This is a genomic window from Martinezella tropici, assembly GCF_008370325.1.
In the GTDB taxonomy this organism is placed as follows: Bacteria; Pseudomonadota; Alphaproteobacteria; order Rhizobiales; family Rhizobiaceae; genus Rhizobium; species Rhizobium tropici_B.
On sequence record NZ_VNIP01000008.1, the window covers coordinates 723,837 to 746,967 of the forward strand.

At 59.4% G+C, this 23,131-nt stretch carries 23 protein-coding genes; 7 read left to right on the forward strand and 16 right to left on the reverse strand.

Annotated features, from left to right (window positions below; all coding sequences use genetic code 11):
- Positions 1-11 precede the first annotated feature (11 nt).
- From FP026_RS16520 to FP026_RS16535, 4 genes are read left to right on the forward strand one after another with little or no spacing between them, the layout of a single operon-like run.
- Positions 12-1,067 carry a hypothetical protein gene (locus tag FP026_RS16520; protein WP_149635686.1) on the forward strand — a complete coding sequence of 352 codons (1,056 nt, stop codon included), beginning with the start codon at positions 12-14 and terminating at the stop codon, positions 1,065-1,067.
- Entirely contained in the window at positions 1,049-1,306 is a 258-nt protein-coding gene (locus tag FP026_RS16525) for a hypothetical protein (protein ID WP_149635687.1), read from the forward strand. The genes FP026_RS16520 and FP026_RS16525 overlap by 19 nt, the downstream gene beginning before the upstream one ends.
- A gap of 5 nt (positions 1,307-1,311) precedes the next feature.
- Positions 1,312-2,043, forward strand: coding sequence for a response regulator (locus FP026_RS16530; protein ID WP_149635688.1), 732 nt, complete (start codon positions 1,312-1,314; stop codon positions 2,041-2,043).
- Positions 2,040-3,305 carry an ATP-binding protein gene (locus FP026_RS16535; RefSeq protein WP_149635689.1) on the forward strand — a complete coding sequence of 422 codons (1,266 nt, stop codon included), beginning with the start codon at positions 2,040-2,042 and terminating at the stop codon, positions 3,303-3,305. The genes FP026_RS16530 and FP026_RS16535 overlap by 4 nt, the downstream gene beginning before the upstream one ends.
- 399 nt (positions 3,306-3,704) lie before the next feature.
- Here FP026_RS16535 and FP026_RS16540 read toward each other — a convergent pair whose 3' ends face one another.
- The 7 genes from FP026_RS16540 to FP026_RS16565 form a co-directional block, all read right to left on the reverse strand.
- Positions 3,705-5,660, reverse strand: coding sequence for a MacB family efflux pump subunit (locus FP026_RS16540; RefSeq protein WP_149635690.1), 1,956 nt, complete (start codon positions 5,658-5,660; stop codon positions 3,705-3,707).
- A gap of 3 nt (positions 5,661-5,663) precedes the next feature.
- Positions 5,664-6,965: an efflux RND transporter periplasmic adaptor subunit gene (locus FP026_RS16545; RefSeq protein ID WP_149635785.1), complete on the reverse strand. Its 1,302-nt coding sequence runs from the start codon at positions 6,963-6,965 to the stop codon at positions 5,664-5,666.
- Between the two features lie 16 nt (positions 6,966-6,981).
- Positions 6,982-8,442, reverse strand: a complete 1,461-nt coding sequence (locus FP026_RS16550; protein WP_188112591.1) for an efflux transporter outer membrane subunit — start codon at positions 8,440-8,442, stop codon at positions 6,982-6,984.
- 318 nt (positions 8,443-8,760) lie between these two features.
- Complete coding sequence (locus FP026_RS16555) at positions 8,761-9,378, reverse strand: hypothetical protein (RefSeq protein WP_149635692.1); 618 nt, start codon at positions 9,376-9,378, stop codon at positions 8,761-8,763.
- 342 nt (positions 9,379-9,720) lie between these two features.
- Entirely contained in the window at positions 9,721-9,882 is a 162-nt protein-coding gene (locus FP026_RS30255; RefSeq protein WP_188112592.1) for a hypothetical protein, read from the reverse strand.
- 82 nt (positions 9,883-9,964) lie between these two features.
- A complete protein-coding gene (locus FP026_RS16560) occupies positions 9,965-10,816 on the reverse strand; it encodes a helix-turn-helix transcriptional regulator (protein WP_149635693.1) in 852 nt (283 codons plus the stop codon).
- 69 nt (positions 10,817-10,885) lie between these two features.
- Entirely contained in the window at positions 10,886-11,113 is a 228-nt protein-coding gene (locus tag FP026_RS16565) for a DUF1127 domain-containing protein (RefSeq protein ID WP_149635694.1), read from the reverse strand.
- Positions 11,114-11,353: 240 nt separating this feature from the next.
- Here FP026_RS16565 and FP026_RS16570 point away from each other — a divergent pair, with 240 nt between their 5' ends.
- A complete protein-coding gene (locus FP026_RS16570) occupies positions 11,354-12,496 on the forward strand; it encodes a M24 family metallopeptidase (RefSeq protein ID WP_149635695.1) in 1,143 nt (380 codons plus the stop codon).
- A 69-nt stretch (positions 12,497-12,565) separates the two neighbouring features.
- Here FP026_RS16570 and FP026_RS16575 read toward each other — a convergent pair whose 3' ends face one another.
- The 7 genes from FP026_RS16575 to FP026_RS16605 form a co-directional block, all read right to left on the reverse strand.
- Positions 12,566-13,615: a DUF2278 family protein gene (locus FP026_RS16575; protein ID WP_149635696.1), complete on the reverse strand. Its 1,050-nt coding sequence runs from the start codon at positions 13,613-13,615 to the stop codon at positions 12,566-12,568.
- A 147-nt stretch (positions 13,616-13,762) separates the two neighbouring features.
- Positions 13,763-14,821: an ABC transporter ATP-binding protein gene (locus FP026_RS16580; protein WP_149635697.1), complete on the reverse strand. Its 1,059-nt coding sequence runs from the start codon at positions 14,819-14,821 to the stop codon at positions 13,763-13,765.
- A gap of 4 nt (positions 14,822-14,825) precedes the next feature.
- Complete coding sequence (locus FP026_RS16585) at positions 14,826-15,656, reverse strand: carbohydrate ABC transporter permease (RefSeq protein ID WP_149635698.1); 831 nt, start codon at positions 15,654-15,656, stop codon at positions 14,826-14,828.
- A 3-nt stretch (positions 15,657-15,659) separates the two neighbouring features.
- Positions 15,660-16,595 carry a carbohydrate ABC transporter permease gene (locus FP026_RS16590; RefSeq protein WP_149635699.1) on the reverse strand — a complete coding sequence of 312 codons (936 nt, stop codon included), beginning with the start codon at positions 16,593-16,595 and terminating at the stop codon, positions 15,660-15,662.
- Positions 16,596-16,685: 90 nt separating this feature from the next.
- Positions 16,686-17,945 (reverse strand): ABC transporter substrate-binding protein, encoded by a 1,260-nt coding sequence (locus FP026_RS16595; RefSeq protein ID WP_149635700.1) that lies wholly within the window; start codon positions 17,943-17,945, stop codon positions 16,686-16,688.
- Between the two features lie 41 nt (positions 17,946-17,986).
- Positions 17,987-19,153, reverse strand: coding sequence for a PLP-dependent transferase (locus tag FP026_RS16600; RefSeq protein WP_149635701.1), 1,167 nt, complete (start codon positions 19,151-19,153; stop codon positions 17,987-17,989).
- Positions 19,150-19,845, reverse strand: coding sequence for a FadR/GntR family transcriptional regulator (locus FP026_RS16605; protein ID WP_149635786.1), 696 nt, complete (start codon positions 19,843-19,845; stop codon positions 19,150-19,152). The genes FP026_RS16600 and FP026_RS16605 overlap by 4 nt, the downstream gene beginning before the upstream one ends.
- A 193-nt stretch (positions 19,846-20,038) precedes the next feature.
- Between FP026_RS16605 and FP026_RS16610 the strand changes: the two genes are divergently transcribed.
- Positions 20,039-20,293, forward strand: coding sequence for a hypothetical protein (locus FP026_RS16610; RefSeq protein ID WP_149635702.1), 255 nt, complete (start codon positions 20,039-20,041; stop codon positions 20,291-20,293).
- A 445-nt stretch (positions 20,294-20,738) separates the two neighbouring features.
- A complete protein-coding gene (locus FP026_RS30260) occupies positions 20,739-20,879 on the forward strand; it encodes a hypothetical protein (RefSeq protein WP_188112594.1) in 141 nt (46 codons plus the stop codon).
- Positions 20,880-20,965: 86 nt separating this feature from the next.
- On the opposite strand, the gene FP026_RS16615 is transcribed toward FP026_RS30260, so the two are convergent.
- Together FP026_RS16615 and FP026_RS16620 are read right to left on the reverse strand one after the other, a co-directional pair.
- Positions 20,966-22,201 (reverse strand): amidohydrolase family protein, encoded by a 1,236-nt coding sequence (locus FP026_RS16615; RefSeq protein ID WP_149635703.1) that lies wholly within the window; start codon positions 22,199-22,201, stop codon positions 20,966-20,968.
- Between the two features lie 137 nt (positions 22,202-22,338).
- Positions 22,339-23,052, reverse strand: coding sequence for a GntR family transcriptional regulator (locus tag FP026_RS16620; RefSeq protein WP_149635704.1), 714 nt, complete (start codon positions 23,050-23,052; stop codon positions 22,339-22,341).
- Positions 23,053-23,131 lie beyond the last annotated feature (79 nt).

Below are 23,131 nucleotides of genomic sequence, written 5' to 3' on the forward strand. Positions count from 1 at the left end.
AGAGCTTGGGTATGACCATCCTCTTCGCCTTCGGCATGCCGGGTGTCATGTCTTCCTGGGGTGTCGCCGCCGTCCATGCGCTCGCACGCGAAGCCTTCGGCGACTACGCAATCATCGCAACGGACACGATCGAGGATCTCAAGCGACACGTCCAGAGCCGATCGGGGATGCATGCCGTGCTCGTCTCGCAATTTCCGGAAGCCAGGCTGTCGGAACTGATCCGCAGGATCAACGTGCCTTTTCTGCTGTTTCTCGAAGATCCCATCGATGCGGTCTCCTATCTCGCACGCGCCACCGAACAGCGGGATATCGGCCTGGTCAGGGCCGTGTCGGCGAGCCTTGCCTGTCTGGAGCCGCTTGCGAACGCTTCCGCGGCACTGGTCCTGCGCCGCAACGACGTCAGTCAAAAGGGCAGCATCGATCTGCTGCTCAGGAAGATCGACGACCATTTCGGCACCGATCTGACTTTGGAGCAGATTGCAAACGCGCTGCTGCATGTCGGCATGACGCCCTCCGGCCAGTTGTCGCTCGCCGAAGCGCCGAAACTGGAGAAGGCCGCGGCGGCTGTCATCGCGGGATATCTGACGCCGCAGGAGGAGGTGCCCGAACTCAGCGAGTCCCTGCGCGAGACGGCAAGGAAGGTCCTTCACCCGTTGGAGTTCGGTCAGGCCGGGGCTTTCGGCACCGCCATCTCCTGGCCGCAAGAGACATTTTTTTCCGGTGACAGATTGGAGCAGGGCCTGGATGAACCCGTGGACCTGACCGGAGGAGCCCGCTGCCTGATCTATGGCCCCTATCTGCACTTGCCGACCGGCCACTGGAATGCGAAGCTCAATTTCGATGTGGATGAGGACTGCTACGGACAGATCTTCACGATAGAAATTCATGCCGCCGAATTGCTGGGGAGGCTGCGGGTCTGTCCGCAAGGCACGGGTTCATTCGAAGCGGCGGTGCCGATTGATGTCGTCGATCCGCGCGCTCCGATCGAAATTCGCCTGATGATGGACAGCGGCGCCATCGAGGGACGACTTTCCGCCTGGAGTGTCGAGTGGCGGCGAGCCGCCTGACCCAACCCGCCGTGCCTGGCTTCGCACGCCATGGAGCCAGAGGGCATGCTTCCGACAGCGAAGGCATCTTGATTGCCGGCTCGTTTTGCTATGCCGAGCATTATTTTATTGCTCAATATTTCCAGCTCCAGGAATTTTGTAAACCAACGTTTCCCGCGCTGAAAATTCCGTACTGGCGCCGCAAAACCCTTCTTTTCAGCGAATTGATAGTTTGTATAAGAGTTGAGAAAACGGAATGAAGCCCATGAACGCCAGCGCCCCACCGGATATTCTGATCGTCGATGATGACCACGAGATACGTTCGCTCCTGGGCCGGTATCTCGAGGAACAGGGGTTCCGTGTCGCCACGGCGAGCGACCTTCGCGGATGCAACGACGCGCTGAACCGCCGCCAGCCAGACCTGTTGGTGCTGGATGTCATGCTTCCCGATGGATCCGGCCTCGATCTCTGCCGTGATTTGCGAAACCGCCGTCCGCGGGTTCCCGTCATTCTGCTGACCGCCTTGAAGGAGGACATCGATCGTATCCTCGGTCTTGAGATCGGTGCCGATGATTATCTCGGCAAACCGTTCAATCCGCGTGAGCTGGCCGCTCGCATTCGCGCCGTGCTGCGTCGTACGAACGAGGACTCTTCGGCGGAGCCTGAGCAAAGGCGCTATCAGTTCGCGGATATGGTGCTTGATCCGCAACTTCGTCGGGTGAGCAAGGATAACGGCGAGGTCATTGCGCTGACTGGTGCCGAATTCGACCTTCTCAAGGCGTTCCTCGAGCGCGCCGGCCGGCTGCTGTCGCGCGATCAGCTGCTCGACTTGACACAGGGACGCGATCGCGACCCCGCTGATCGTTCGATCGATGTCCTGATGAGCCGGCTGCGCCGCAAGCTGGGAGAAACAACGGAAGATCCCATTTTCAGAACGATCCGCAACGGCGGCTATCAGCTCGTCGTCCCGGTAACGGCTATCAAAGGCGATTCATGAGGTCACTTGGTGCGCGCCTGGCGCTACTCCTGCTGACAGCCATCGTCCTGGTCGTCATTTCGTCGTCTTTCGTGGCAAGCCTTGTCATGCGAGGGCCGCGACCGGACATGACGATCGATGGGACGGCCCGGCAGCTTGCCGTTCTCGCGACCTTCGCGGAGAAGGATCGCGCCATGGCGGAATCGGCAGGGCTGATCGTTGCTCCCATGCCAGCAGGCGGGCCTACTGACGAAGAGCTCTCCCGCTTTCTCACCGAGGCGCTGCTTCGCATCTCCGGAATGCGCGAGGCAATCATATCACGCCAGTCGACGGGTGGGTTGATAGCGTCATTGAAGCTCTCCGACGGCAACTGGCTGGTCATGCCGATGGGGCCGCACGGCCCGCCTCCGGACGGCTGGAAGATCCTTGTCGGCTGGCTCGGCCTCATCATCATCGGCAGCGTGCTCGTTTCCATCTTTGCCGCTTCCAAGATCATGAAGCCGCTGCGTCTGTTGGAACAGGCCGTGGCGGCAGTCAATCCCGACGGCACGCTGCCGCATATACCCGAAAGCGGCCCGGGCGAAATTCGTGCCACCGCGCAAGCGCTCAACGGTCTCTCAGCAAGAGTGAAGGCTGCCACGGAAAGCCGGATGCGCCTTGTTGCCGCCGCTGGACATGATCTGCGAACGCCGATGACCCGGATGCGGTTGCGTGCTGAGTTCATCCGGGACGATGAAGAGCGGCGCAAATGGCTTGCCGATCTGGAGGAACTGGACAGGATTGCCGATAGCGCCATCGGCCTCGTTCGCGAAGAGATTTCCAAGGACAGCCTGGAGCAGGTTCGGCTCGACAGGATTGTCGAAGGTATCGTCACTGAACTGAAGGCGATCGATATGAACGTCAAGAGCGGCGATCTGGAGCAGGCGACGATCTGCGCGGGGCCGCTGGCCGTCACCCGCGCCTTGCGTAACCTGCTCATCAATGCCGCGACGCATGGCCAGTCGGCGACGGTGACGGTCACGCATCTTGGCAACCGGGCCGTCGTGAGGATTATCGATACCGGTCCCGGCATCCCCGAGGATCGATTGGATCAGGTGTTCGAACCCTTTTTCCGAATCGATATCGCAAGGCAAAGATCCTTCCCCGGCGCTGGCCTCGGCATGGCTATTGCACGCGAAATCGTCACCCGATTCGAGGGCGAAATTACCGTGCGAAACCGCCAGCCGCGGGGGCTTGAGCAAGTCGTGTCATTCAAAAGCGCCGAGACTAAGACCGCGGGTTGATCAAACAGAAAAGACCGAACGGATCAGCGGCATGCAAATGCGGCCACGCTCCAAGATAGCGGTCGGGTAAAGACCCGAATTTTGCCTCAAAACAGGATTTACTTGCGTAGGATTTTCGAAATTCTATGAACGACAGTATTTGCAGTAAGCTCATAGAACTTACTAAATAATGTTTCCGCGATAGAAAAGCCGAGACAACAAAATTCGTCAAAATGCCCTGTTTCAGCAACATTCGGAAATGTTCTGAGCGCCAACTGATGTAAAATTGTTGTCGATCAGCAGCTTGGCTCGAGCAGGCTTTGATCGCCCCGCATACCCGGCTTCGCCATGACGCCCCCAACACGAATGGCGAAGCCGGATTGCTTTCCGGTAACGCCACCACGATTTTATCCAGGATAATCAGTCTCTTGAGAGTGCCGCCACTGGATCGAGCAGCGAAGCGCTGCGCGCCGGCAGATAGCCGAACGTAAGGCCGATGGCGCAGGAGCAAGTGAAGGCGAGCATGATTGAACTCGCCGAATAAACCAAAGTAAAATTGGATCCGAAATAATTGAATGCGGCACCGAAGCCAAGTGCCGTTGCAATGCCCAAAGCGCCGCCCAGCAGACAGACCAGCACGGCTTCAATGAGAAATTGCTGCAGGATGTCCTGGCGTCTTGCACCGACTGCCATGCGCACGCCGATTTCGGCAACGCGTTCGGATACCGAGACGAGCATGATGTTCATGACGCCGATGCCGCCGACCAGCAGCGAGATGACGGCGATGGACGAGATAAGCAGAGTCATCGTCCGAATGGTGCTCGTGATCGTCTGACGGATATCGTCGGTGTTGAGGACGAAGAAATCCCTGTTGCCGTGGCGACGTTCCAGAAATTGGGTCACAGCCGCCTCGGCTGTCGAGCTATCGGCGTCATCAGCAACACGCACGGTAACGCTACGCAACGACATGTCGCCGAGGAAGCGGGCTTGTACGCCGGTATAGGGAAGGTAAACTGAAAGATTGTCGCTGGAGCCGAAGCCTCCCTGCTGCGCGGCGATAACACCAATGACGCGCACGGGGACCTTGCCAACGAAGATCGTCTGCCCGATCGGGCTGAGGCCTTTGTCCGCAAACAGCGCCGTCACTGTGTTCTGATCGATCACCGCATCCTGCGTCATTCCTTGGACGCCGTCGGAATCAAACAGCCGGCCCGCGACCAATTTTGATCCTTTCACCGAAAAATACGCGTCGCCGACGCCGTTGATTAAAGCATTTGCCTCCGTCGCACCGAAGCGCACGGTGTTGCTGGTGGAGACGGTCGGCGTGACGGCGGCCACATAGGTGAGCTTTGCCAGCGCATCAGCATCGGCAACCACCAAGGTTTTTATGCGTCCGGACCGGGTATCGCCGAAGCTCTTGCCGGGAAAGATCTCCAGCGTGTTCGTGCCGAGGCTGTTGATATTTGCCAGAACCTTTCGCTGCGATCCCTCGCCAAGCGCTATGACGCTGACGACCGACGCAATACCAATAATGATTCCCAGCATGGTCAGGAAGGTACGCAGCCGATGTGCTTGCAGTGCAAGCATCGCCATCCGGAACGCTTCGAGTAACCGACCCGTCATTTCGCCCCAGCCCGACCTGCCGGCGCGGGCCTCGGCAAGGGAGGCTTGGGGTTCCGCCGTTTCGTTTCGCGTCCGTCGGTCGGCGACTATGCGGCCATCGGAAATTTCGATGATGCGGTCGGCGCGCGAAGCGACATTCATGTCGTGAGTGACGATGACGACCGTATGCCCCTCGGCATGCAATCCGCCGAGAATGCGCAGTACCTCTTCGCCGCTCTGCCGATCGAGTGCACCGGTCGGCTCGTCGGCAAGAATGACATTGCCATTGTTCATCAAGGCACGCGCAATCGAGACGCGCTGCTGCTGGCCACCGGAAAGCTGGCCCGGCCGATGGCTGCCGCGTTCACCCATGCCGAGACGCTCAAGCAGTGCGATGGCACGTTCACGTCTCGTCTCGGTCGGCCGCCCGGCATAGATCGCCGGCACCTCGATGTTGCCGATCGCCGTCAATTCCGAAAGCAGATGGTAGCGCTGGAAGATAAAACCGAAATGTTCTCGCCGCAGCCGGGATAGCGCATCGCTGTCGAGGCTATGCGTATGCACGCCAGCGATCGCGTAGGTACCGCCGGTGGGGCGATCGAGCAGGCCGATGATGTTCATCAGAGTCGATTTTCCGGAGCCGGAAGGCCCGACGATGGCAACCATCTCGCCTTCGGCTATCGACAGATCGACATCCTGCAACACCGCGATAGTGCGGTCGCCCGACCGGTATTCGCGCCGCACGCGCCGCAATTCGATGATGGGGAAGGGCACGGCTTAGAATCCCATGGGCGGCGGGCCGCCATTGCTGCTGCTCTTCGTCGCCGTGGCGCTCGCCTCCCCGATAACGACATTCTCGCCCTCCGATAGGCCGGACCGGATCTCGGCGGAGACATTGTTGTTGAGGCCGATGGTGACCTTGCGCTGGTTTCGCTTGCCATCGTCGCCCAGCGTCTGAACGACATAGGAGCCGTCTGCCGACTTGGCGCCCAATGCGGAGGAGGGGATGGTGAGCACATCCTTGGCCTCGCCGAGCACGATGTGAACTTCGGCCGACATATAGGTGCGGAAATAGTTCTCGCGGTTGGGCACGGCGAAGACGCCGTTGTAGTAGATTGCCGAGGATGAGGACGACGATGTCGTACTGCTGACGGAGGACGAGGTGGTGGTCGAGGAGGTAACGCTGCTGTCACTGGTGATCGATTCCGGTGCCGGTTCGATCGATTGCAGCGTGGCGTCATGGCGCGTACCGGGATCACCCAGAATGGTGAAATAGATAGGCTGTCCTGCCCTGACCTTGACGACATCGGCTTCCGATATTTCAGTGCGGACGATCATCGTATCGAGCTGCCCCAGAATGACGATGGTCGGCGCCGATTGGGCCGCATTGACCGTCTGGCCCTGCTGGTTGACGATGGCAAGCACGGTGCCGTCCATCGGCGCCGTGATGTGCGTGTAGGAAAGATTGGCGCGCGCCGTTTCGACCGCAACTTCGGCAGAGGTGATCTGCGCATCGAGAGCCGCGATCTGGGCGGTGATCTTCTTGACGCTCGCTTCCGCGCTATCAAGGTCGGCCTTGGAGCCCGCTTGATTGCGGAATACCGTCTGCTGGCGGATGAGCGTGAGCTGTGCATTCGCAAGATCGGCCTCGCTTTCCTGACGCTGTGCCTTGACGTTTGCGAGGGAGGCCTGCGCGGTCTTCAGGTCGTTGCTTTGCGTGGTCGAATCGATTTCGGCAACCAGCGTATCCTTCTTCACCGTATCACCGAGCTTGACGTGAAGTGCCGTGATCCGCCCGGAGACCTGTGCACCGACGGCAACCAGATTCACCGGCTTGAATGTGCCCGAGGCGAGCACGGCTTCCTCGACATTGCCGCGTGTCACCGGCGCCGTGATGGCGGATGATGTCTGCCGATCGAAATAGCCATAGCGGAAAGAAATGAAGCCGACTGCGGCGAGCGCAAGGAGAGCGACAAACAAAAGGTGCCGTCGTCGGATGCTTCTACGTGGCCGAGGCTTGGCAGGTGCTGCGTCCTTGGTGCGTTTCGGACTGGCGGTTGCCGGCGCTTTCTGATCCATGGTGTTCAGCATGAGACTACTTGGCCATCGCTAGATGTGGGCCGGTATTGGTGTCGACCACGGCTGGTTTCGAGGCGTCGATCTGCCCGTCCCAGCCTCCGCCGAGGGCCTTGTTGAGCGAGATATAATCGGTGGCGATCGAAGCTCTGCTTTGAATGACGGACTCCTCGGCGCTGTAGAGCGAACGTTCGGCATCGAGCACATCGAGAAAACTCGAGACGCCGGCCTGGTTCAGCGTGCGCGAGAGATCCGATGCGTTGCGATAGGAGTTGCTGGACGAAACGATCTTGGCGTATTTCAGCCGCTCTTGGGTCAGAGATACGACCGCATTCTCGACATCCTCCATGGCCGACAGCACGGCCGACTGGTAGGCGATGAAATATTGGTCTCGCTGCGCCTTGGCGACATCGACTGCGGCCTTGAGCTGGCCGCCCTGGAAGATCGGGACCGTCAGTGACGGCCCGAATGTCCATCCGATGGAGGATTTCTTCGCCAGATCGCCGATGCTCGTGGCTGACGAAGAAATGTCGCCTGTCAGCGAGATCGACGGATAGCGATTGGCTTCGGCCTCACCGATCTTGGCCGTGTATTGCGCAAGTTGCCTCTCCGCGAGACGAACGTCCGGCCGCGATGTCAGGATATCGGCGGGAATGCCGGTTGAGACATTCATCCTGGGACTTGGAATCGGCCCGCTGCCCTTGAGCCTTTCCTCGAGCGTGGCTGGCGGCTTGCCTAGCAGCACGCTCAGACGGTGCACCGCTTGCATATAGGAGATTTCGTAGGTCGGAATATCCGACTCAGTGCTGCTGGCGAGAGCATCGGCCTTGGCCGTGTCGACGGCGGTAGCACTGCCTGCGAGATACTCCGCGTGAGTCAGGGCTGCGCTCTTGCGTTGTGATACGGCACTGCGCTTGGCGAGATCGCGCAGCGCCTGGTATTCGCGCGCTTGCACATAGTAGGACGCGACGTCGCCGATCAATGTCAGCATGGTGTCGCGTAGCTGCTCGTCGGCGGCATCGACACCATATTTTGCCGCCTCGGTGGCGCGCTTGTTGCCGCCGAAAAGATCGAGTTCCCAACTGGCGTCGAAGCCGCCGTCATAGAGCGTGGAGAACGTGGCGTCGGTTGTGCCGCTTGATGCGGCCGACGTACGTGTTCGCGTTCCCGAACCGGTTCCCTCGACGCTCGGCAGTAATGCGCCTTTCTGCTCGCGGTAAGTGGCACGTGCTTCACGGATTTTTGCCTTGGCCGTCGCCACATCCAGGTTGCTGGCCATGGCCTCCTCGATCAGCGCATCAAGTGTCGGATCCTTGAGTTGCTTCCACCATTGAGACAATTGCGGCGCCTTCGAAGGCTTCGTTCTGGCTTTGCTGCCCCAATGAGACGGCATTGCAAGGTCGGGTGTCCGGTAATCCGGGCCGACGACGCAGCTTGTCAGCGTCCCGGCAAGTGCGGCCGCTATGGCTATATGTGGCAAGCTTTTGCTTGGACGCGAACATGTCGACAAGATTTTTATCCCTGATCAATTAGTCTTTTGCGTTGGCTTTTGTTGATCCTTGCGCAGGCAACGGAACGTTTCAGGGAGGCCGCCTGCGTTTCCCGTCGGAAGGCTGGCGCCAGCACACGACAGGTCCGAGAACGCCGGGCGGGGCGCTCCCGGACCATTCAGCCCAGAGGGGCTGCTCCTTCCAATCGACAGGTGCGTCCGGGGGGATCTCGATCGATTGGAGGTGGAGAGGAAATGATCTGGATCGACTAAACAGCGGCTTCTTTCCTGATCGAACCTCTGTTGCGATCAGCGGAATGCATGAGGGCCGGGAATAAGGAAACGTTCGGCATCCTCAAGCTTTGCAAGCTGATCCGCGGTCAAAACCTTCTGAAGAGCGGTAGCCTTGTCCTTGAGGGCAGTTGCCTTGGCAACACGATCGAGAGCACCATCGGCGAGACGTTCACCAAAGAGTTCCGTCGGCTTGTCGGCCTCGCGATCGAGCTGCCGCGTGGTGTCACCATTCGCGGGCGGCGGGCCGGGGGGCTGATGCTTTGGGAAGGCCAGAAAATCCGTAAGCGCGTTGGTATAGTCCCGCCAGGCATCGAGCTGAGCGCTGCGAATGCCGATCAAGGTTTCCATCGCCGACAACTTGCCTGCCAGTTCCAGGGTCGGGCTCGGCGGGTGAGGGAGGCCATGCAGCGGCATGGGCATGTCTTCGCCGAAAGCCATCATCGGGCCTTGGGGATGCGGACCGGGGAAACCCCAACCCTCTGGCGGCATGTGAGCTGGAGGTGGCGATGCCATCTCGGCGATGGGTGTGGTTTGAGCGTCTGGCGTCGCGGCCGGCTCGCTGGCGAGCGCCGAAGCGGCGATGCCGCCGATAGCCGTTATCAACAAAGTTGCGACGATATATTGTTGCCTCATGATCAGTGCCTTCATTACCATTGACTGATGCTGAGGCTAGCGGGGCCATATGAACGCAATAGGTCTCGACATTTCCGAATGTTTCTCCTTGGGGAAGGTTGCGAACGAAGTTTGCCAGGGGAGGCGGCGGCAACAATTCATTACAACTTTTCTTGGCGGACCACGCGCAGAGCGAACATTGCAACCGCACCAAGACCGGATCCAGAATCGAAGCTGCTGCTGTTCATAAGGCGTTAATCCCAGCGCAAGTGACGCTATCGCCATGAAAAGAGCCGCACCTTTGGGTACGGCTCCTTTCGAGACTTGCTCGACGCGCTGTTTCGGGGCAGGCCGACAGCTTTCCTATTCCTTGCCGCTCGCGGCAGCCGACGTCGATTGCCCGGCTTCCTTCAAGGCAGCCGCGCATTCCTCGCAGCATACCTCGACCGATTTGCCGCCAAGATTGACCTTGATCGTGTCTGCGCCGAGTTCGCAGTCGCAGGCGGCGCATGTTGTTCTCTTCATGTCGTGATCCTTTCCCGATTAGTCCCCTTGCCGGGGCAGGATCATGAAAGCATCGATCGCCGGATAGGTGCTGTCAGAATCTTTAGCGAACCGCGTAGCGCTTCGGCTTCAATTGCGCCGAGCGCTGAAATTCCGCCGGCGTCTGCCCATAGGTCTGCTTGAAGGCTGCGCTGAAATGGCTGTGACTGGAAAAGCCGAGATCGAGCCCGAGCATGGTCAGGTCGTCGTAAGTGCCGAGAAGATCGAGTGCCCGTGCCAGCCGCAACCGCAACTGATAGCGATAGAGCGGAATGGCTTCGACCTGCTGGAAGACCTGTGTCAGGTATACCGGCGAGACGCCGACCTCCTTGGCAATCTCGGCAAGCGTCCACCGCCGGGCGAGATCGGAGGACAGGACGAGTTTCGCCCGATCGACCAGTTTCTGCCGGCCGAAGCTTGCGCCCGCCTCATGGGAAGTAAGCTCGCCGAGCGAGCGGCGCACCAGCGTCAGCGCCAGCGTTTCGCCCTCCAGGCTTTCGGCTATGTTGCGGCTGAGCCCATGACGAAGCATCGCCACAAGCGCTTGCGCTCGCGGGTCGATGCGACGGCGCTGACGGCGGAAGACGACGCCTTCGCCCAATTGTATCTGTTCCTTTGGCGCGAGCTCATGCAGCAGGGCCTCGTCGATCATGAGATCGAGACAGGAATCGCCACCCTCGACGGGGTGGCTGATCCTGTAGTCCTGGCCGCGATTGAAGAAGACAACCTGATTGGCTTCCGAAACGGCCTCGCTTTGACCGACGTGCCGCTTGAAGACGCCGCGATAAGTATAGACGAGGCTTGTCTTGTGGGCGCACTCCTCATCGCTCTTATGCCGACAGTCGCCATTGCAGAGAACATCGCGGATGAGGACGCTTTTCGTCTTCAGCAGCACCGTTGTCGAAAATTGTAGCATGCCGAAATCCTCATCCCACCGCTTCAGCCGGTTGCATAGCGTGAACCTAGCACGTTCCGCTTCATATTTTTAGTAGCGACTGTAAACATGGACATCGCTTCCGGCTTGCCCGCGAGAAAGCCCTATGTCCTTCAGCTGGTCGTCGGAAAGCTCAAGCAGTGCATTGCGATTTCTTCTCTCGGCAATTTTGCGCGCAAGGAGGCGCACCATATCGATGAAGACCGAGAGAGGGGTATGCCGGGCCTTGCGGACGGCACAGCTGCGCTCGGTAAAAATTGTGATGTTTGCGACTTGCATGGCGATACTCCACCGCTTGTTTCGATGGAGACAGTGAACCATTGAGAGGGCTTCCGCGCTGTCAGATAATTTAGCGATCGACGAGGCAGCCGAGCGAGACCAACGTCCTATATGCGATAGTGACAAACAATCGTGGATAGCGGTTGCAATATCAGTATTTTTATTGTCGACATCTTGCCCACAGCGACGATAGTGTCGCGGCCATCCTGCATAAGGTCGAGTTTATCGAGGAGAGTGAAAATGTCGTGGCAACATCCCATCCCCCGGATCACCGAAGAGGAACGGCAGCAACGCCTTTCGCGGCTTCGCCAGCTTCTCGACGCGCATAGACTGGCCGGCATGCTGCTCGGGCCGACGGAAAGTCTGCGATATTTCACCGGGCTCGTCTGGCATGCGAGCGAGAGGTTTCTGGGCGCACTCGTCACGCCGACCGCGCTCTATTACATCGTTCCCGGCTTCGAGCGCAGCCGCGTAGAGACGCTGCCGCATCTGCCGGCCGAAATCCTCGAATGGCAGGAAGAGGAGAGCAGTGCGGCATTGATCGCTCGCACGCTCGGAAATTCAGGTATTTTGGCGCTCGACGACAATATGCCGCTCTATTTCTATAACGCATTGGCGACCGAGCTTGGAGCCGAAAGGCTGACCGATGGCGGATTGCTCATCAACGGCCTGCGGCGGATCAAATCTCCCGCGGAAATCGCGCTCATCCAATATGCGATGAACTTGACGCTCGATGTGCATAAGCAGGCCCATGCCTTGCTCAAGCCGGGAATCCGCGCCTCAGACGTGGTCGCGTTCATCGACCAGCGGCATCGCGAAGCGGGTGCCCATGGCGGTTCGACCTTCTGTATCGTGTCTTTCGGCGAGGCGACATCGCTTCCGCATGGCGCAGACGGCGATCAGACGCTCGGCGAAGATGACGTTATCCTGGTGGACACGGGCGCACGCATCGACGGCTATCATTCTGATCTGACGAGAACATACAAGCTGAAAGCCGGCGATAGCGCCTTCGAAGACGCCTGGGCGATCGAGCGGGAGGCGCAGCAAGCGGTTTTCGATGCGGCTAAGCTGGGCGCTGCCTGCTCCAGCCTCGATGATGCGGCACGGGCCGTGCTGGCAAAATATGCACTTGGCCCCGATTACAAGCTGCCGGGCCTGCCGCATCGCGCCGGCCATGGCCTCGGGCTGGACATCCATGAGGAGCCTTACATCGCGCGCGGCAATGCGATGGCACTTGCGCCCGGCATGTGCTTTTCGAACGAGCCGATGATCGTCCTTCCGCAGAAATTCGGCATCAGGCTCGAGGATCATATCCATATGACGGCGGACGGCCCGTGCTGGTTTACCCAGCCATCCAAGGGACCGACCGAACCTTTCGCCTGATGGCAGAGACAGCCCGGCGCTCGGGCGCCGGACAATGCCCCGATATCGGCTTTCTGCGTCCGCCGAAACTTACCCCTGGAACGGGATGGTTCGCCCGGGCTGCTTTGCCTGCTCCTTGGTATAGGAAACGCCGTGGACCTTGAGGCCCTGCGCGTTGAGCAGGGTAATGATACCGCCCTTGTTGGATAGGGTGACGGGCGGTTGGATCTCGACCACCTGCGTCGCGCCGGCGGCGATCGAACCGCTGAGCGCCATCGCATTCTTCTGCTTGTCTTTGATCTGCCAGCCAGTGAGATCGACCGGCACGTCGGCGGTATTGAGCAAGGTGACAGTTTCCCGCTCGGGCGTCTTCACGTCGTTGACATAGGCAGCGATGATGCGCACCAGCCCATCCGGCACGTCGAAGGTGGGTATGGCGTCGCGATCGACCGGCGTATGCGGCAAGTTCGGATGATCTTGATCCTGTGGCACGATGAGCGACCCGTCCTTATCGTCCGAATGCCAAGCCTGCGTCCGGAATTTCATGAAGATCGCAACCCATTGTTGCTCGCGGGGAAACTCCAATATCAGCCCGCCATCCTGCCATGGGCCGTTCTGAGAGGCATATTTGCCGGGCGGATTACCCTGGTTGAAATGAATGTCATGGATGCCGCGGCCGGGCTTGAAACCGAAATACTGGTCGGCCTTGTTGTTTTCCGGTCCCCAGGTCTCGCCGAAGGCGTAGATCATCGCCTGTTCGTCCGACATGGCGCGCTGGATATAGGCGTCGATCTTTTCGTTGAGATCATTGTCCGGGCCAGCCGCCGAGATCGGCAGCGGCTTCAGTTCCCATGGCTGCATGAGATTGCCGCGGATGAAATCGAGCGCGACGCCGCCGGGCTGGCTTGATGTCGGATGCAAGCCTTCCGGTAGCTCCGCCAACTGGGCGGTTATCGGGTGTTCAAAACGGGACCGCACAAGGAACTCGACCTCGCTTCCATCCTGCGAGCGCACATTGATGGCGATGCGATACAGCGTCCCGTTTTCCGAAACCAGCACCTGATAATGCGGGCTTGAGCCGGTCGCCAATCGATTGTTGATGGGTCTGCCCTTGAGCACGGCGTAGTTGTTGAGCGGCATGGCATCCTCCCTTAGCCACATAAGCAGCACATAGTGTCGCATCAGAATGAAGCTTCTGCGACACCGGAGTTATCTATAGGCGTGCCGAAGTTTTTCCGTTCACGAAGTGCGAAGCCGCCATGATCATCTCGATCGAAAGGACGGCCCTTATGTCGCCCTTGTGCCGTCCTCGCCGAAGACATGCAGATGCTGCGGCGGGAAGGCGACATTCACCTGCGGGCCGGCGCTCAATGCACTGCGATCCAGCGTGAATACCTTGAACGGCAGGCCATGCAACGAGAGATGCAGGATGATGCCAAAGCCCGTGGGCTCGACAAGCTCGACATTGGCGGACATGCCGGACTGATCCGACGACAGCATGACATGCTCAGGCCGAATGCCGAGCGTCACTTTCGTACCGACAGACAATTTTAGCGGCTCCGAAAGCGGGATGACCGTGCCGTCCTTGAGCTTGACGCCATTGCTTTCATAGGTTGCGTCGAGAAAATTCATGCCGGGTGAACCGATGAAGCCGGCGACGAAGAGATTGGCCGGCCGGTCGTAAAGTTCAAGCGGGCTGCCGACCTGTTGCACCACCCCGCCATGCATGGCGACAATCCGGTCCGCCAGCGTCATCGCCTCGATCTGGTCGTGGGTCACATAGATCGATGTCGCTTTAAGATCGCTATGCAACCTCTTGATTTCGGCTCGCATCTGCTCGCGAAGACGAGCGTCGAGGTTCGACAGCGGCTCATCGAAGAGGAAGGCTTTCGGCTGGCGTACGATGGCGCGGCCCATGGCGACACGCTGACGCTGGCCACCGGAGAGCGCCTTCGGCCGGCGTTCAAGCAGCGGATCGAGACCGAGCTTCGCGGCGGCGCTGGCGACCGCCTTGGAAATGCTGTCCTTCGCCATCTTCCGCAGCCGCAGGCTGTAGCTCATATTGCCGGCGACATTCATATGCGGATAAAGCGCATAGGACTGGAACACCATGGCGATATCGCGATCCTTCGGATGCAGCTCGTTGACGCGGTTGTCCGCAATGCGGATTTCACCGCCGCTGATGTCCTCAAGGCCGGCGATCATCCTGAGCAGCGTTGACTTGCCGCATCCGGATGGACCGACGAGAACGACGAATTCGCCGTCCTTGATCCTGAGATCGATGTCGTGCAGCACCTGCACATGGCCGTAGGCCTTCTTGACGTTCTGAATATCGATCGATGCCATGTGACTAACCCTTGACCGCGCCGGCCGTCAGGCCCTGCACGAGATAGCGTTGGATGAGCAGGAAGAAGAGCGCGGCCGGAATGAGCGCCATGACGCCCGCTGCCATCATCTGCCCGAAATCCACCGAGAATTTCGAGACGAAGGTGAGAAGGCCGACCGGGAAGGTCGCTGCCTGGTTGCCGTTGATGAGCATCAGCGCGAAAAGCAGCTCGCTCCATGCGGCGGTGAAGACGAAGCCGAGCGTCGCCGCGATGCCGGGCAAGGTCAGCGGCAGGATGATCTGCCTGAAAGCCGTGAACTGTGTTGCACCGTCGATCATGGCAGCTTCTTCCAGATCCTTCGGAATGCCGTCGAAGAAGGACTGCATCAGGAAGGTGGCGAAAGGCACGTTGAAGGCCGTGTAGACGATAACGAGGCCGGTGAGGCTATTGGTCAGATGCAACGGCGTTAGGATCTTGAAGATCGGTGCGACGAGCATGACCAGCGGAAACATCTGCGTCAGCAGCATCAGCGCCACGATCCAGTATTTGGCGCGGAATTTGAAGCGCGAGAGCGCGTAGCCGGAGAGCGATGCGCATATGGTGACGGCAATCGCCGTGGAGGCGGAGACGATCAGGCTGTTCTTGAAGAAGGTCGGGAAGTCGCTGTGCTGCAGCACGAAGGCATAATGTTCCCAGGTCGTGCGCGACGGCCACATGCGCACGCCTTCGGTATAGAGCAGATCGTTCGGCGTCACCGACACCTTGAGCAGCCAGAAGAGCGGGAAGAGCGCGAAGACGACGTAGCAAAGAATTGCCAGGCGATGCGCAATGGTGGGGAGGACGGATCGTCTCATGGCTCAATCCTTGTTCATCAGTGTCTGCCGCAGCAGGATGATCAGCATGGAATAGGTGAGAAGAAGGACGAGCAGCACCAGTGCGATGGCCGAGGCGTAGCCGAAATCCAGCCGTTTGAAGGCTTGCGTGAAGATGTAGCTGGCAACGATCTGTGTGCGGTCCGCGGGGCCGCCGCCCGTCATGACGACGATCAGATCGGCGAAGTTGGACACCCAGACCGTGCGCAGCAGCACCGTGATGGCGATGGTCGGCGCCAAGAAAGGAAGCGTGATCGAGCGGAAGCGCTCGAACCAGCCGGCGCCATCGATCGATGCCGCTTCATAGAGATCGCGCGGGATCGCCTGAAGGGCTGCCAGAAGGGTGATCGCGAAAAAGGGAATACCCCACCAGACATTGGCGACGATCGGCCCCCACATCGCATAGTTCGGATCTGAGAGAATATTGCCCGGCTCGCTCATCAGGCCCATGGCATAAAGCCAGTGCGGTATCGGGCCGATGACGGGGTTGAATAGCCAGGACCAGTTGAGGCCGGCGAGGAAGGAGGGAACGGCCCAGGGCAGGAACACCAACGCCTGGACGATCGACCGGCCGAAAAAGGGTTTGTCCAGCAGTAGCGCCAGGATCAGCCCGAAGATGAACTGCAGCGCCACGGAAGCGCCGGTCCACCAAAGCGTATTCTTCAGCGCCCAGTAGAAGGCCTTATCCTTGGAGAGATCGCGAAAGTGCTCGAGGCCGATGAAGCCACCGGAAAATGGATTGAGCAACTGTATGTCGCGAAAGGCGTAGGATATGCCGATCGCCAGTGGCACCAGCATCACGGCGATGATGAGGATGAGGGCAGGGGCGCTGTAGAGATAGGGTTCCGAGGCGTCGGCAAGGCGCTTCAGCCACGGCCTGCGGTCGTGACGCCTGTCGAGCGTGTCGGTGATCGAAGTCATCTGCAAGAGTTCCCATTCGCGGCGTTCGGGCGCCGTCTGTTTAAGGTGGGCAGGAATGGCGGCGGATCGCTCCGCCGCCGAGCATGTAGGTTATTTCTTCGCGAGGAATTTCTGCTGGGCCTTGGTCAGGTAATCGGCCCATTGGTCGGCAAGATCCTTGGCCGAAATATCGCCGAGCAGCGCCTGCTGCGAGGTCTTGATCGCCAGCGAATCCTTGAAGAAGGCGAATTCTTCAAGATAGGTCGGCATCACTGTGGGAACGGTGTCCTTGTCGGCCAGTTCCTGGAACCAGCCCTTGAACTGATCGCCGGCGTAGAAGGGGTCTTTTTCCGCAGCCGTGTAGGCCGGGAGTGCGCCGATCTTCTTGTTCCATTCCAGATTGCCTTCCTTGCCTTCAAGGGTCGCGATCAGCTTCCAGGACAGGTCCTTGTTCTGGCTGGCCGAGAACATCGACCAGCCGGCATAACCAATGGTCGGGAAGGATTTACCATCGGGACCCTTTGGCAGTGGCGCTACGCCGAAATCATCTTTTTTCATGCGTTCCGCAACGGCGATCAGGGCGTCCGGATCCTGATCGAGGAAGGCGCAGGTGCCGGAATAGAAGCCGGCGACGACTTCGTTGAAGCCCCAGTTGACGCTATCCTTCGGCGCATAGCCCTTCTTGTAGAGATCGACCATCCACTCGATGCCCTTTGCCCAGCCGGGGCTGTTCATCGTCGAGGTGCCGTCATCCTTGAAGTACTTGTTGTCGCCGGCCATGGAGGCGGCGAAGATCATCCAGCCGTTGAGACCGCCCGGGCCGCCGCGCATGCAGTAGCCGTACTTGCCTGGCAGCTTGGAGATGGCCTCGGATGCCTTGACGAACGCGTCCATCGTCTTTGGCGGCTCGGCGATGCCGGCATCCTTCAGGATCTTCTTGTTGTAGAACATGGCGCGCAGATAGAAGCCGTAAGGCAGCATATAGGCTGTATTCTTCACATCGCGGCCGAGTTGAAGAGCGCGCGGCGTCAGTTCACTCGTATGCTCCCATTTGGCCAGGTAAGGCTCCAGGCTTTCGAGCATGCCGTTATTGCCATAGAGCGACAGCCAGGTATCAGGCATTTCCATCACGTCCGGCGTGTCGCCGGCCGAGACCATGGTGGCGAATTTCTGGAAGGCCTCGTTCCAGGGCAAGGAGATGATGTCGACCTTGGTGCCGGGATTTGCGGCTTCGAACTTGGCGACGATCGATTTGAGCGTCTCGGTACGCTCGGGGCTGGTGATCACTTCCACGAGCTTCAGCGTCGTGTCGGCAAAGGCGGTGCCCGCCATCATGGCGGTGAAGAGTGCTGCTGTTACCAGTCTTTTCATGTTGGTTCCCCTTTTTAAGTTTTCCTCTCAGATTGACGACTTCACGAGGCGGCGGCGATCGCCTCCTCGAGCTCTTTCCATAGGGCCTCGGTTCCTTCGAGGCCGATATGGAGACGTACGGAGCGCGGATTGATGCCGAAAGTATGCGCCGAATTCGGCTGCGCCTTCTGCTGCAGCACAACTTCGCCCGGCACGATCAGGCTCTCATGTCCGCCCCAGCTCACACCCAGCTTGAAGAGCGTGAGGCGATCAGCGAAGGCGCGGATATCGACGCCCTCGCGGAAGATGAAGGAAAACAGGCCCGAGGTGCCATTCAGGCCGGATGGCAGCCGGTTGGCCAGGCCCGGATGGCAGACCTGCTCGACGACATCGAGCTCCTGCAGGCGCTTGGCGATCGTCATCGCAGCCGCCTCATGCGCCTTCATGCGGATTGGCAGCGTGCGCAGACCGCGGATCAGAAGCCATGCGTCGAAGGGAGAAAGCTTGCCGCCGAGATAGGGATAGGCTTCGGCCTTGATGCGCGCGATCATCTCCTTCGAGCCGGCGACGACGCCGGCGACGACGTCGCTGTGCCCACCGAGATATTTCGAGGCGGAATGGAGGACGAGGTCGACGCCGAGCTTCAGCGGCTGCTGGAAGTAAGGCGTGGCCCAGCTGTTGTCGATCATCGAGACGACGCCATGCTGCTTGGCAAGGGCGGCGAGTGCGCCGACATCATGCGCTTCCATGACCCAGCTGGTCGGGCTTTCCATGTAGAAGACCTTGGCGCCGGGAAGCGCCTTGGCAACGGCTTCCTCGTCGCGACCATCGACATAGGTCACTTCCACCTTCATGCGTTTCAGGACCGTGCCGAAGAGGCGGAAGGCGTCGGGATAAACATGTTTGACCGCAACGATCCTGTCGCCTGGCTCGACAAAACTTAGCACTGCAGATGAAATCGCCGCCATGCCGCTCGCAAAACCGAGCGCATCCTCGGCTCCCTCGAGCTTTGCCAGCATCTCCTCGAACATGCGCACCGTCGGGTTGAGGCCGCGCGTATAGATCGGCCGCACCTTTTCACCGCGATAGGAAGCGATCATTTCGTCATAGCTGGAGAAAGTGAACAGCGACGTCTGGAAGATCGGCGGCACCACGGCCTCGGCGAAATTGCCGTCGTCATGGGCTGTAATAAGGGACGCAAGTTCGAACGGCTCTAGCCCGTCAGTCATTTGGACATTTCCTTGATGTCTTCCTCGACAACGTCGAGAATTTTCAGTGTTTCGGCCCGCGCCGCCTCGGGATCCTGGTCGACGATCGCGTTGAACAGCGAGCGATGATAAGGGAAGGACCGGCGGGCGAAATCCTGCCGATCAAAGGGATGGTCCCAAAAGCGTTCGAAGGTTTCGCGCATCTGTTCGAGAAGCTGCCGGAACAGCGGATTGTGCGTGGCGTCGTAGACCGCAAGATGGAAGGCAAGATCCTCCGGCCCGGACGTACCCTTGGCCATATGGACGCGCTCCATCTCGTTGAGTTTCTCTTCGATGATGACGATATCTTCATCCGTGCGTTTTCTCGCCGCCACCATGCCGGCCTCGCATTCGATGCCGCGGCGGACCTCCAGAGTCTGCAACAACGCATCACGCAGATGCGGCGGATCGAGGGAAAGCGGCATGTGGATGGTCGCCTTGGAAACCGGCTTCAGCAGATAGGTGCCGCTGCCTTTGCGCGTCTCCATGACGCCGAGGGCCTGGAAGTACGTAAGCACTTCGCGAATGGTCGAACGCCCCACCGAAAGCGCCGCCATCAGCTCGCGCTCGGTCGGCAGCCTGTCGCCGGCCTGTAGTTTCGACGATTCGATGAAGGTCGACAGCGCGTCGATGACTTGCTGCGTCCGGTCGATGGAGGGAAGTGGCGTCAGCATCGGTTTGGTCATGGTTGATAAATTGGTCTGACATCTGCCATCAGGTCAATCTCTTTTTCAAATGACGCGCTTTTTTCGCGCTTTCAATTGCGAAGAGGAAGACATCGAGCTGTGAGGCAGATCGTTCACGGCCTTCAAGTGCATCGACGGCACTGCTAGAAGGTAGCGAATGTGAGTCCCGGATTGGAAGAGAATGGCAGCGCGAGATCGATATTCACGGAAGCTGGAATGCGCGAAATGCGCTCATACCGGATTTGCCGAGGTTTCCGAAACCGACGACCGCAGGGCTGCCGGCCGGGATTTCAAGATAGACGACATGCCTCGCGGCTTTTCCACCGAACGTCCATCGCTCGACCCGCGCAAGCATATGATGCGCTGCCGTTGCGGCTCCGTATTTCCCTTTGAGCAGGATACGGCTTATGCGCCCGGCGGCGAGCCGCGTCGCTGAACAAAAATGGAAGCAAGAAAGAAAAAAGGCCTCGCGCGGGCGAGGCTAAGCTTGTGCCGCTCCGGGGAAATCGGAAGCGACGCGGCGTTCTTAATAGCCGTCCTCGTTCTCGGCTAGGTCAGTTTTGCCGATAACGGTACGCTTGCGTAAAAAAGCTTTTCATTCGTGAATCTCGCTCGGCGGATAGTGGAAAATCTGGGCAATCAATGCCCGCACTTCCTTTGAAGCAAACGTCGTCGATCGCACGGAAGAGGGCACTTGCCTCCGACGAGAAACATAGGCGTAAACCATTTTACCGTGCAACATTGTTCAGCTACCGTTCATTTTCGCGCGCGCAAAAAGACAATCGCCGCAACGCCTTGCGGTTGTCGAGGCTCGGCTTCCCATTGGCTTTCGGGTCTGGTGGCCGAGCCTCGCGGATATTGAAAAGAGCTTGGATATAGGCATGCGGCTACTTCGCGCTTTCGTCGACTGGATTCTGCGCCGCCGCCAAACGCGGCTGCAGCAGGACGTGACTCAACATTCCGCCGATGATCCATGGGTTCTTCAGCAGATCGAAAAATTCGAGCGCGAACTGAAGCGATAGATGTATCGCGACGCGATCGGCCTAGCCTGTTAGCGCCGGATAGATAGAGCATGATGCCGTCTGAAAACCGCTTACGCTTTTCGGCATCATGCTCTCCAGCTTTCTGGTGTGAGCAGGTGCGCCCGCGGGTGCATGAAAGTCTGCCTGCCGTTCTTCCAGCCGGCGATCGGGTGCCGGATCTCGCGAACCAGCGACAACGGATCGGCAGCATCCGCCACAACGATATCCGCCTGCGCGCCTAGCTTTAGGTCATAGCCGCGTCCCATCACTCGCGCGGCATTGATAGTGACCATGTCAAAGGCAGTGGCGATGTCTTCATCCCGCGACAGCTGGGCAATGTTGACGAAGAAATTGGCCATGCGGCCAAGGGAAGCATCCCCAAAGGGGGTGAACGGGTTGAGGACATTGTTTGTCGCGACCGTCACGGCGACCCCGTTGCCTGCCAGCAGCATTGCCGGGGCAAGGCCGCGCGGGATAAGATGATCCCTGTCCCGGCCAAGCAGGAAGAGATCAGTTGCCGGCAGAATCGTGACCGCGATTCCAGCATCGGCAAGACGCCTGGCGATCTCGCCTGCTTCGGAAGACGCCATGGCCGCAAGCTTAGTGGCATGGCCGATGGAGACGCGGCCGCCATAGTTCCGCCGCTTCGTTTCCGCCAGCACGGCGGGGATTGCGGAGCCCGACGGGTTGAGATCGAAATCGATATGGAAATCGACGTCGACACCATGGCGTTCCGCCAGATCGAAAATGCGGCTGATATGAGCCTGGGGATCGGGATCGGTATAGGGGCAGCCGCCGATGAGATCCGCTCTGTCGCTGAGCGCATGATCCAGCATGCCCTCCGTCTCGGCCTCGTTGGTCAGTCCTTCCTGCGCGAAGGCGCAGATCTGGATATCGATCGCCCAGGCATAGGCGCGTTTGATCTGTTTGATTGCCTCGAATGACCGATAACCGGCGCGTGGATCGATCTCGACGAAGGTCCGCATCGCCGTGGTGCCGTTGACGATCGCTTTTTCGACCACGCGGGCGGCGCGCGCATGGACGTCCTCGACCGTGAAGGCAGCTTTTGCCTTGGCGGTTTCGCGGACGGCCTCTTCCAGCGTTCCCTCGCATATGAAGCAGCGGTCGAGGATGCAGGCCTTGTCGAGATGGATGTGGCTGTCGACAAAACCGCCGAAGGCGAAGCAGCCGCACATATCGTGACGCGGCGCATCCGCAATCAACTCATGCTCGATCGCGGCAATCCTGCCATCCCTGAGACCGATATCGAGGCAACCCTCCCGCTTGGCGATGCGGACATTCGAAATCACCAGATCGAGCATTAAGCTGCCTCGCACATTGGAGGATGGGATCGCCGTTAGCGGGCCTGGCCCCAGTAAAAAGGATTTCCGTCATGCGCACTTTTCCCCTTGAACCGATAGGCAGTGATCCGATCGGGACTGTCTGTAAAACAGTCGTCTCACCGCTCGAACGCTTCTTTCAGGCCGAAGCTTTTGCGCTCGCGCAGATCGAGATCGGCTTCGATATGCGCGATGTGATGAAGCATCAGATGGCAGGCCGTGTCGACATCCTTCTGCTCCAGAGCGGTGATGATGTCGCCGTGCTCGGAATGGCCGCAGCTGGAGACGCTCGACTGTCCGTAGAGCGCGATCACCAATGACGAGCGGGCGACAAGCTCTTCCATGAAGCGCTGCATGATAAGATTGCCGGAAATGGCCGCCACCATCAGATGGAAATCGCCAGAAGCCTTGATCTCGGCCCGGCGGGCGGACTGGCCGCGCTCGCCCATCAGGCGGCCTTCTTCCAAGAGAAGCTGTCTGAGCTGCCTGAGCTGAACCGGGGTGATCCGCTCGGCTGCCGATTTCAATATGCCCGGCTCCACCAGGCGGCGCGCGGCGAATATCTGCCTGGCCTCCTCGGGCGATGGATAGGCGACGAAAGCGCCTCTATTCTTTTCGACGCTGACGAGACCCTCATAGGAAAGCGCCTGCAAGGCGGCGCGCGCCAGGGTCCGGCTGACATTGAACAGGCCGCCGACATCGCTCTCGGACAGCTTCGTGCCGGGTGCAAGCCTGCGTTCGACGATCGCGTCGCGAATGGCGTCACGGATCTGCTGTACGCCTGTCTCTGTAGAATCGATGGGTGTCAGAAGCCCGTCTGCTGAAGAATTCATTTTCGGTTACCTGAATGGTCGCTAAAAATGATAGCTGGTTTCGGGCCGAAGTTAAACGAAATCTTATGCAAAGACGACG

Coding starts and splice junctions, on each gene's coding strand:
- FP026_RS16610 (WP_149635702.1), top strand. CDS start 20,039: ATGGCAGCGCGAGATCGATATTCACGGAAGCTGGAATGCGCGAAATGC.
- FP026_RS16565 (WP_149635694.1), bottom strand. CDS start 11,113: ATGCAAGTCGCAAACATCACAATTTTTACCGAGCGCAGCTGTGCCGTC.
- FP026_RS16575 (WP_149635696.1), bottom strand. CDS start 13,615: ATGCCGCTCAACAACTACGCCGTGCTCAAGGGCAGACCCATCAACAAT.
- FP026_RS16535 (WP_149635689.1), top strand. CDS start 2,040: ATGAGGTCACTTGGTGCGCGCCTGGCGCTACTCCTGCTGACAGCCATC.
- FP026_RS30255 (WP_188112592.1), bottom strand. CDS start 9,882: ATGAAGAGAACAACATGCGCCGCCTGCGACTGCGAACTCGGCGCAGAC.
- FP026_RS30260 (WP_188112594.1), top strand. CDS start 20,739: ATGCGGCTACTTCGCGCTTTCGTCGACTGGATTCTGCGCCGCCGCCAA.
- FP026_RS16520 (WP_149635686.1), top strand. CDS start 12: ATGACCATCCTCTTCGCCTTCGGCATGCCGGGTGTCATGTCTTCCTGG.
- FP026_RS16530 (WP_149635688.1), top strand. CDS start 1,312: ATGAACGCCAGCGCCCCACCGGATATTCTGATCGTCGATGATGACCAC.
- FP026_RS16570 (WP_149635695.1), top strand. CDS start 11,354: ATGTCGTGGCAACATCCCATCCCCCGGATCACCGAAGAGGAACGGCAG.
- FP026_RS16605 (WP_149635786.1), bottom strand. CDS start 19,845: ATGCTGACGCCACTTCCCTCCATCGACCGGACGCAGCAAGTCATCGAC.
- FP026_RS16620 (WP_149635704.1), bottom strand. CDS start 23,052: ATGAATTCTTCAGCAGACGGGCTTCTGACACCCATCGATTCTACAGAG.
- FP026_RS16580 (WP_149635697.1), bottom strand. CDS start 14,821: ATGGCATCGATCGATATTCAGAACGTCAAGAAGGCCTACGGCCATGTG.
- FP026_RS16545 (WP_149635785.1), bottom strand. CDS start 6,965: ATGGATCAGAAAGCGCCGGCAACCGCCAGTCCGAAACGCACCAAGGAC.
- FP026_RS16560 (WP_149635693.1), bottom strand. CDS start 10,816: ATGCTACAATTTTCGACAACGGTGCTGCTGAAGACGAAAAGCGTCCTC.
- FP026_RS16585 (WP_149635698.1), bottom strand. CDS start 15,656: ATGAGACGATCCGTCCTCCCCACCATTGCGCATCGCCTGGCAATTCTT.
- FP026_RS16555 (WP_149635692.1), bottom strand. CDS start 9,378: ATGAGGCAACAATATATCGTCGCAACTTTGTTGATAACGGCTATCGGC.
- FP026_RS16615 (WP_149635703.1), bottom strand. CDS start 22,201: ATGCTCGATCTGGTGATTTCGAATGTCCGCATCGCCAAGCGGGAGGGT.
- FP026_RS16590 (WP_149635699.1), bottom strand. CDS start 16,595: ATGACTTCGATCACCGACACGCTCGACAGGCGTCACGACCGCAGGCCG.
- FP026_RS16595 (WP_149635700.1), bottom strand. CDS start 17,945: ATGAAAAGACTGGTAACAGCAGCACTCTTCACCGCCATGATGGCGGGC.
- FP026_RS16600 (WP_149635701.1), bottom strand. CDS start 19,153: ATGACTGACGGGCTAGAGCCGTTCGAACTTGCGTCCCTTATTACAGCC.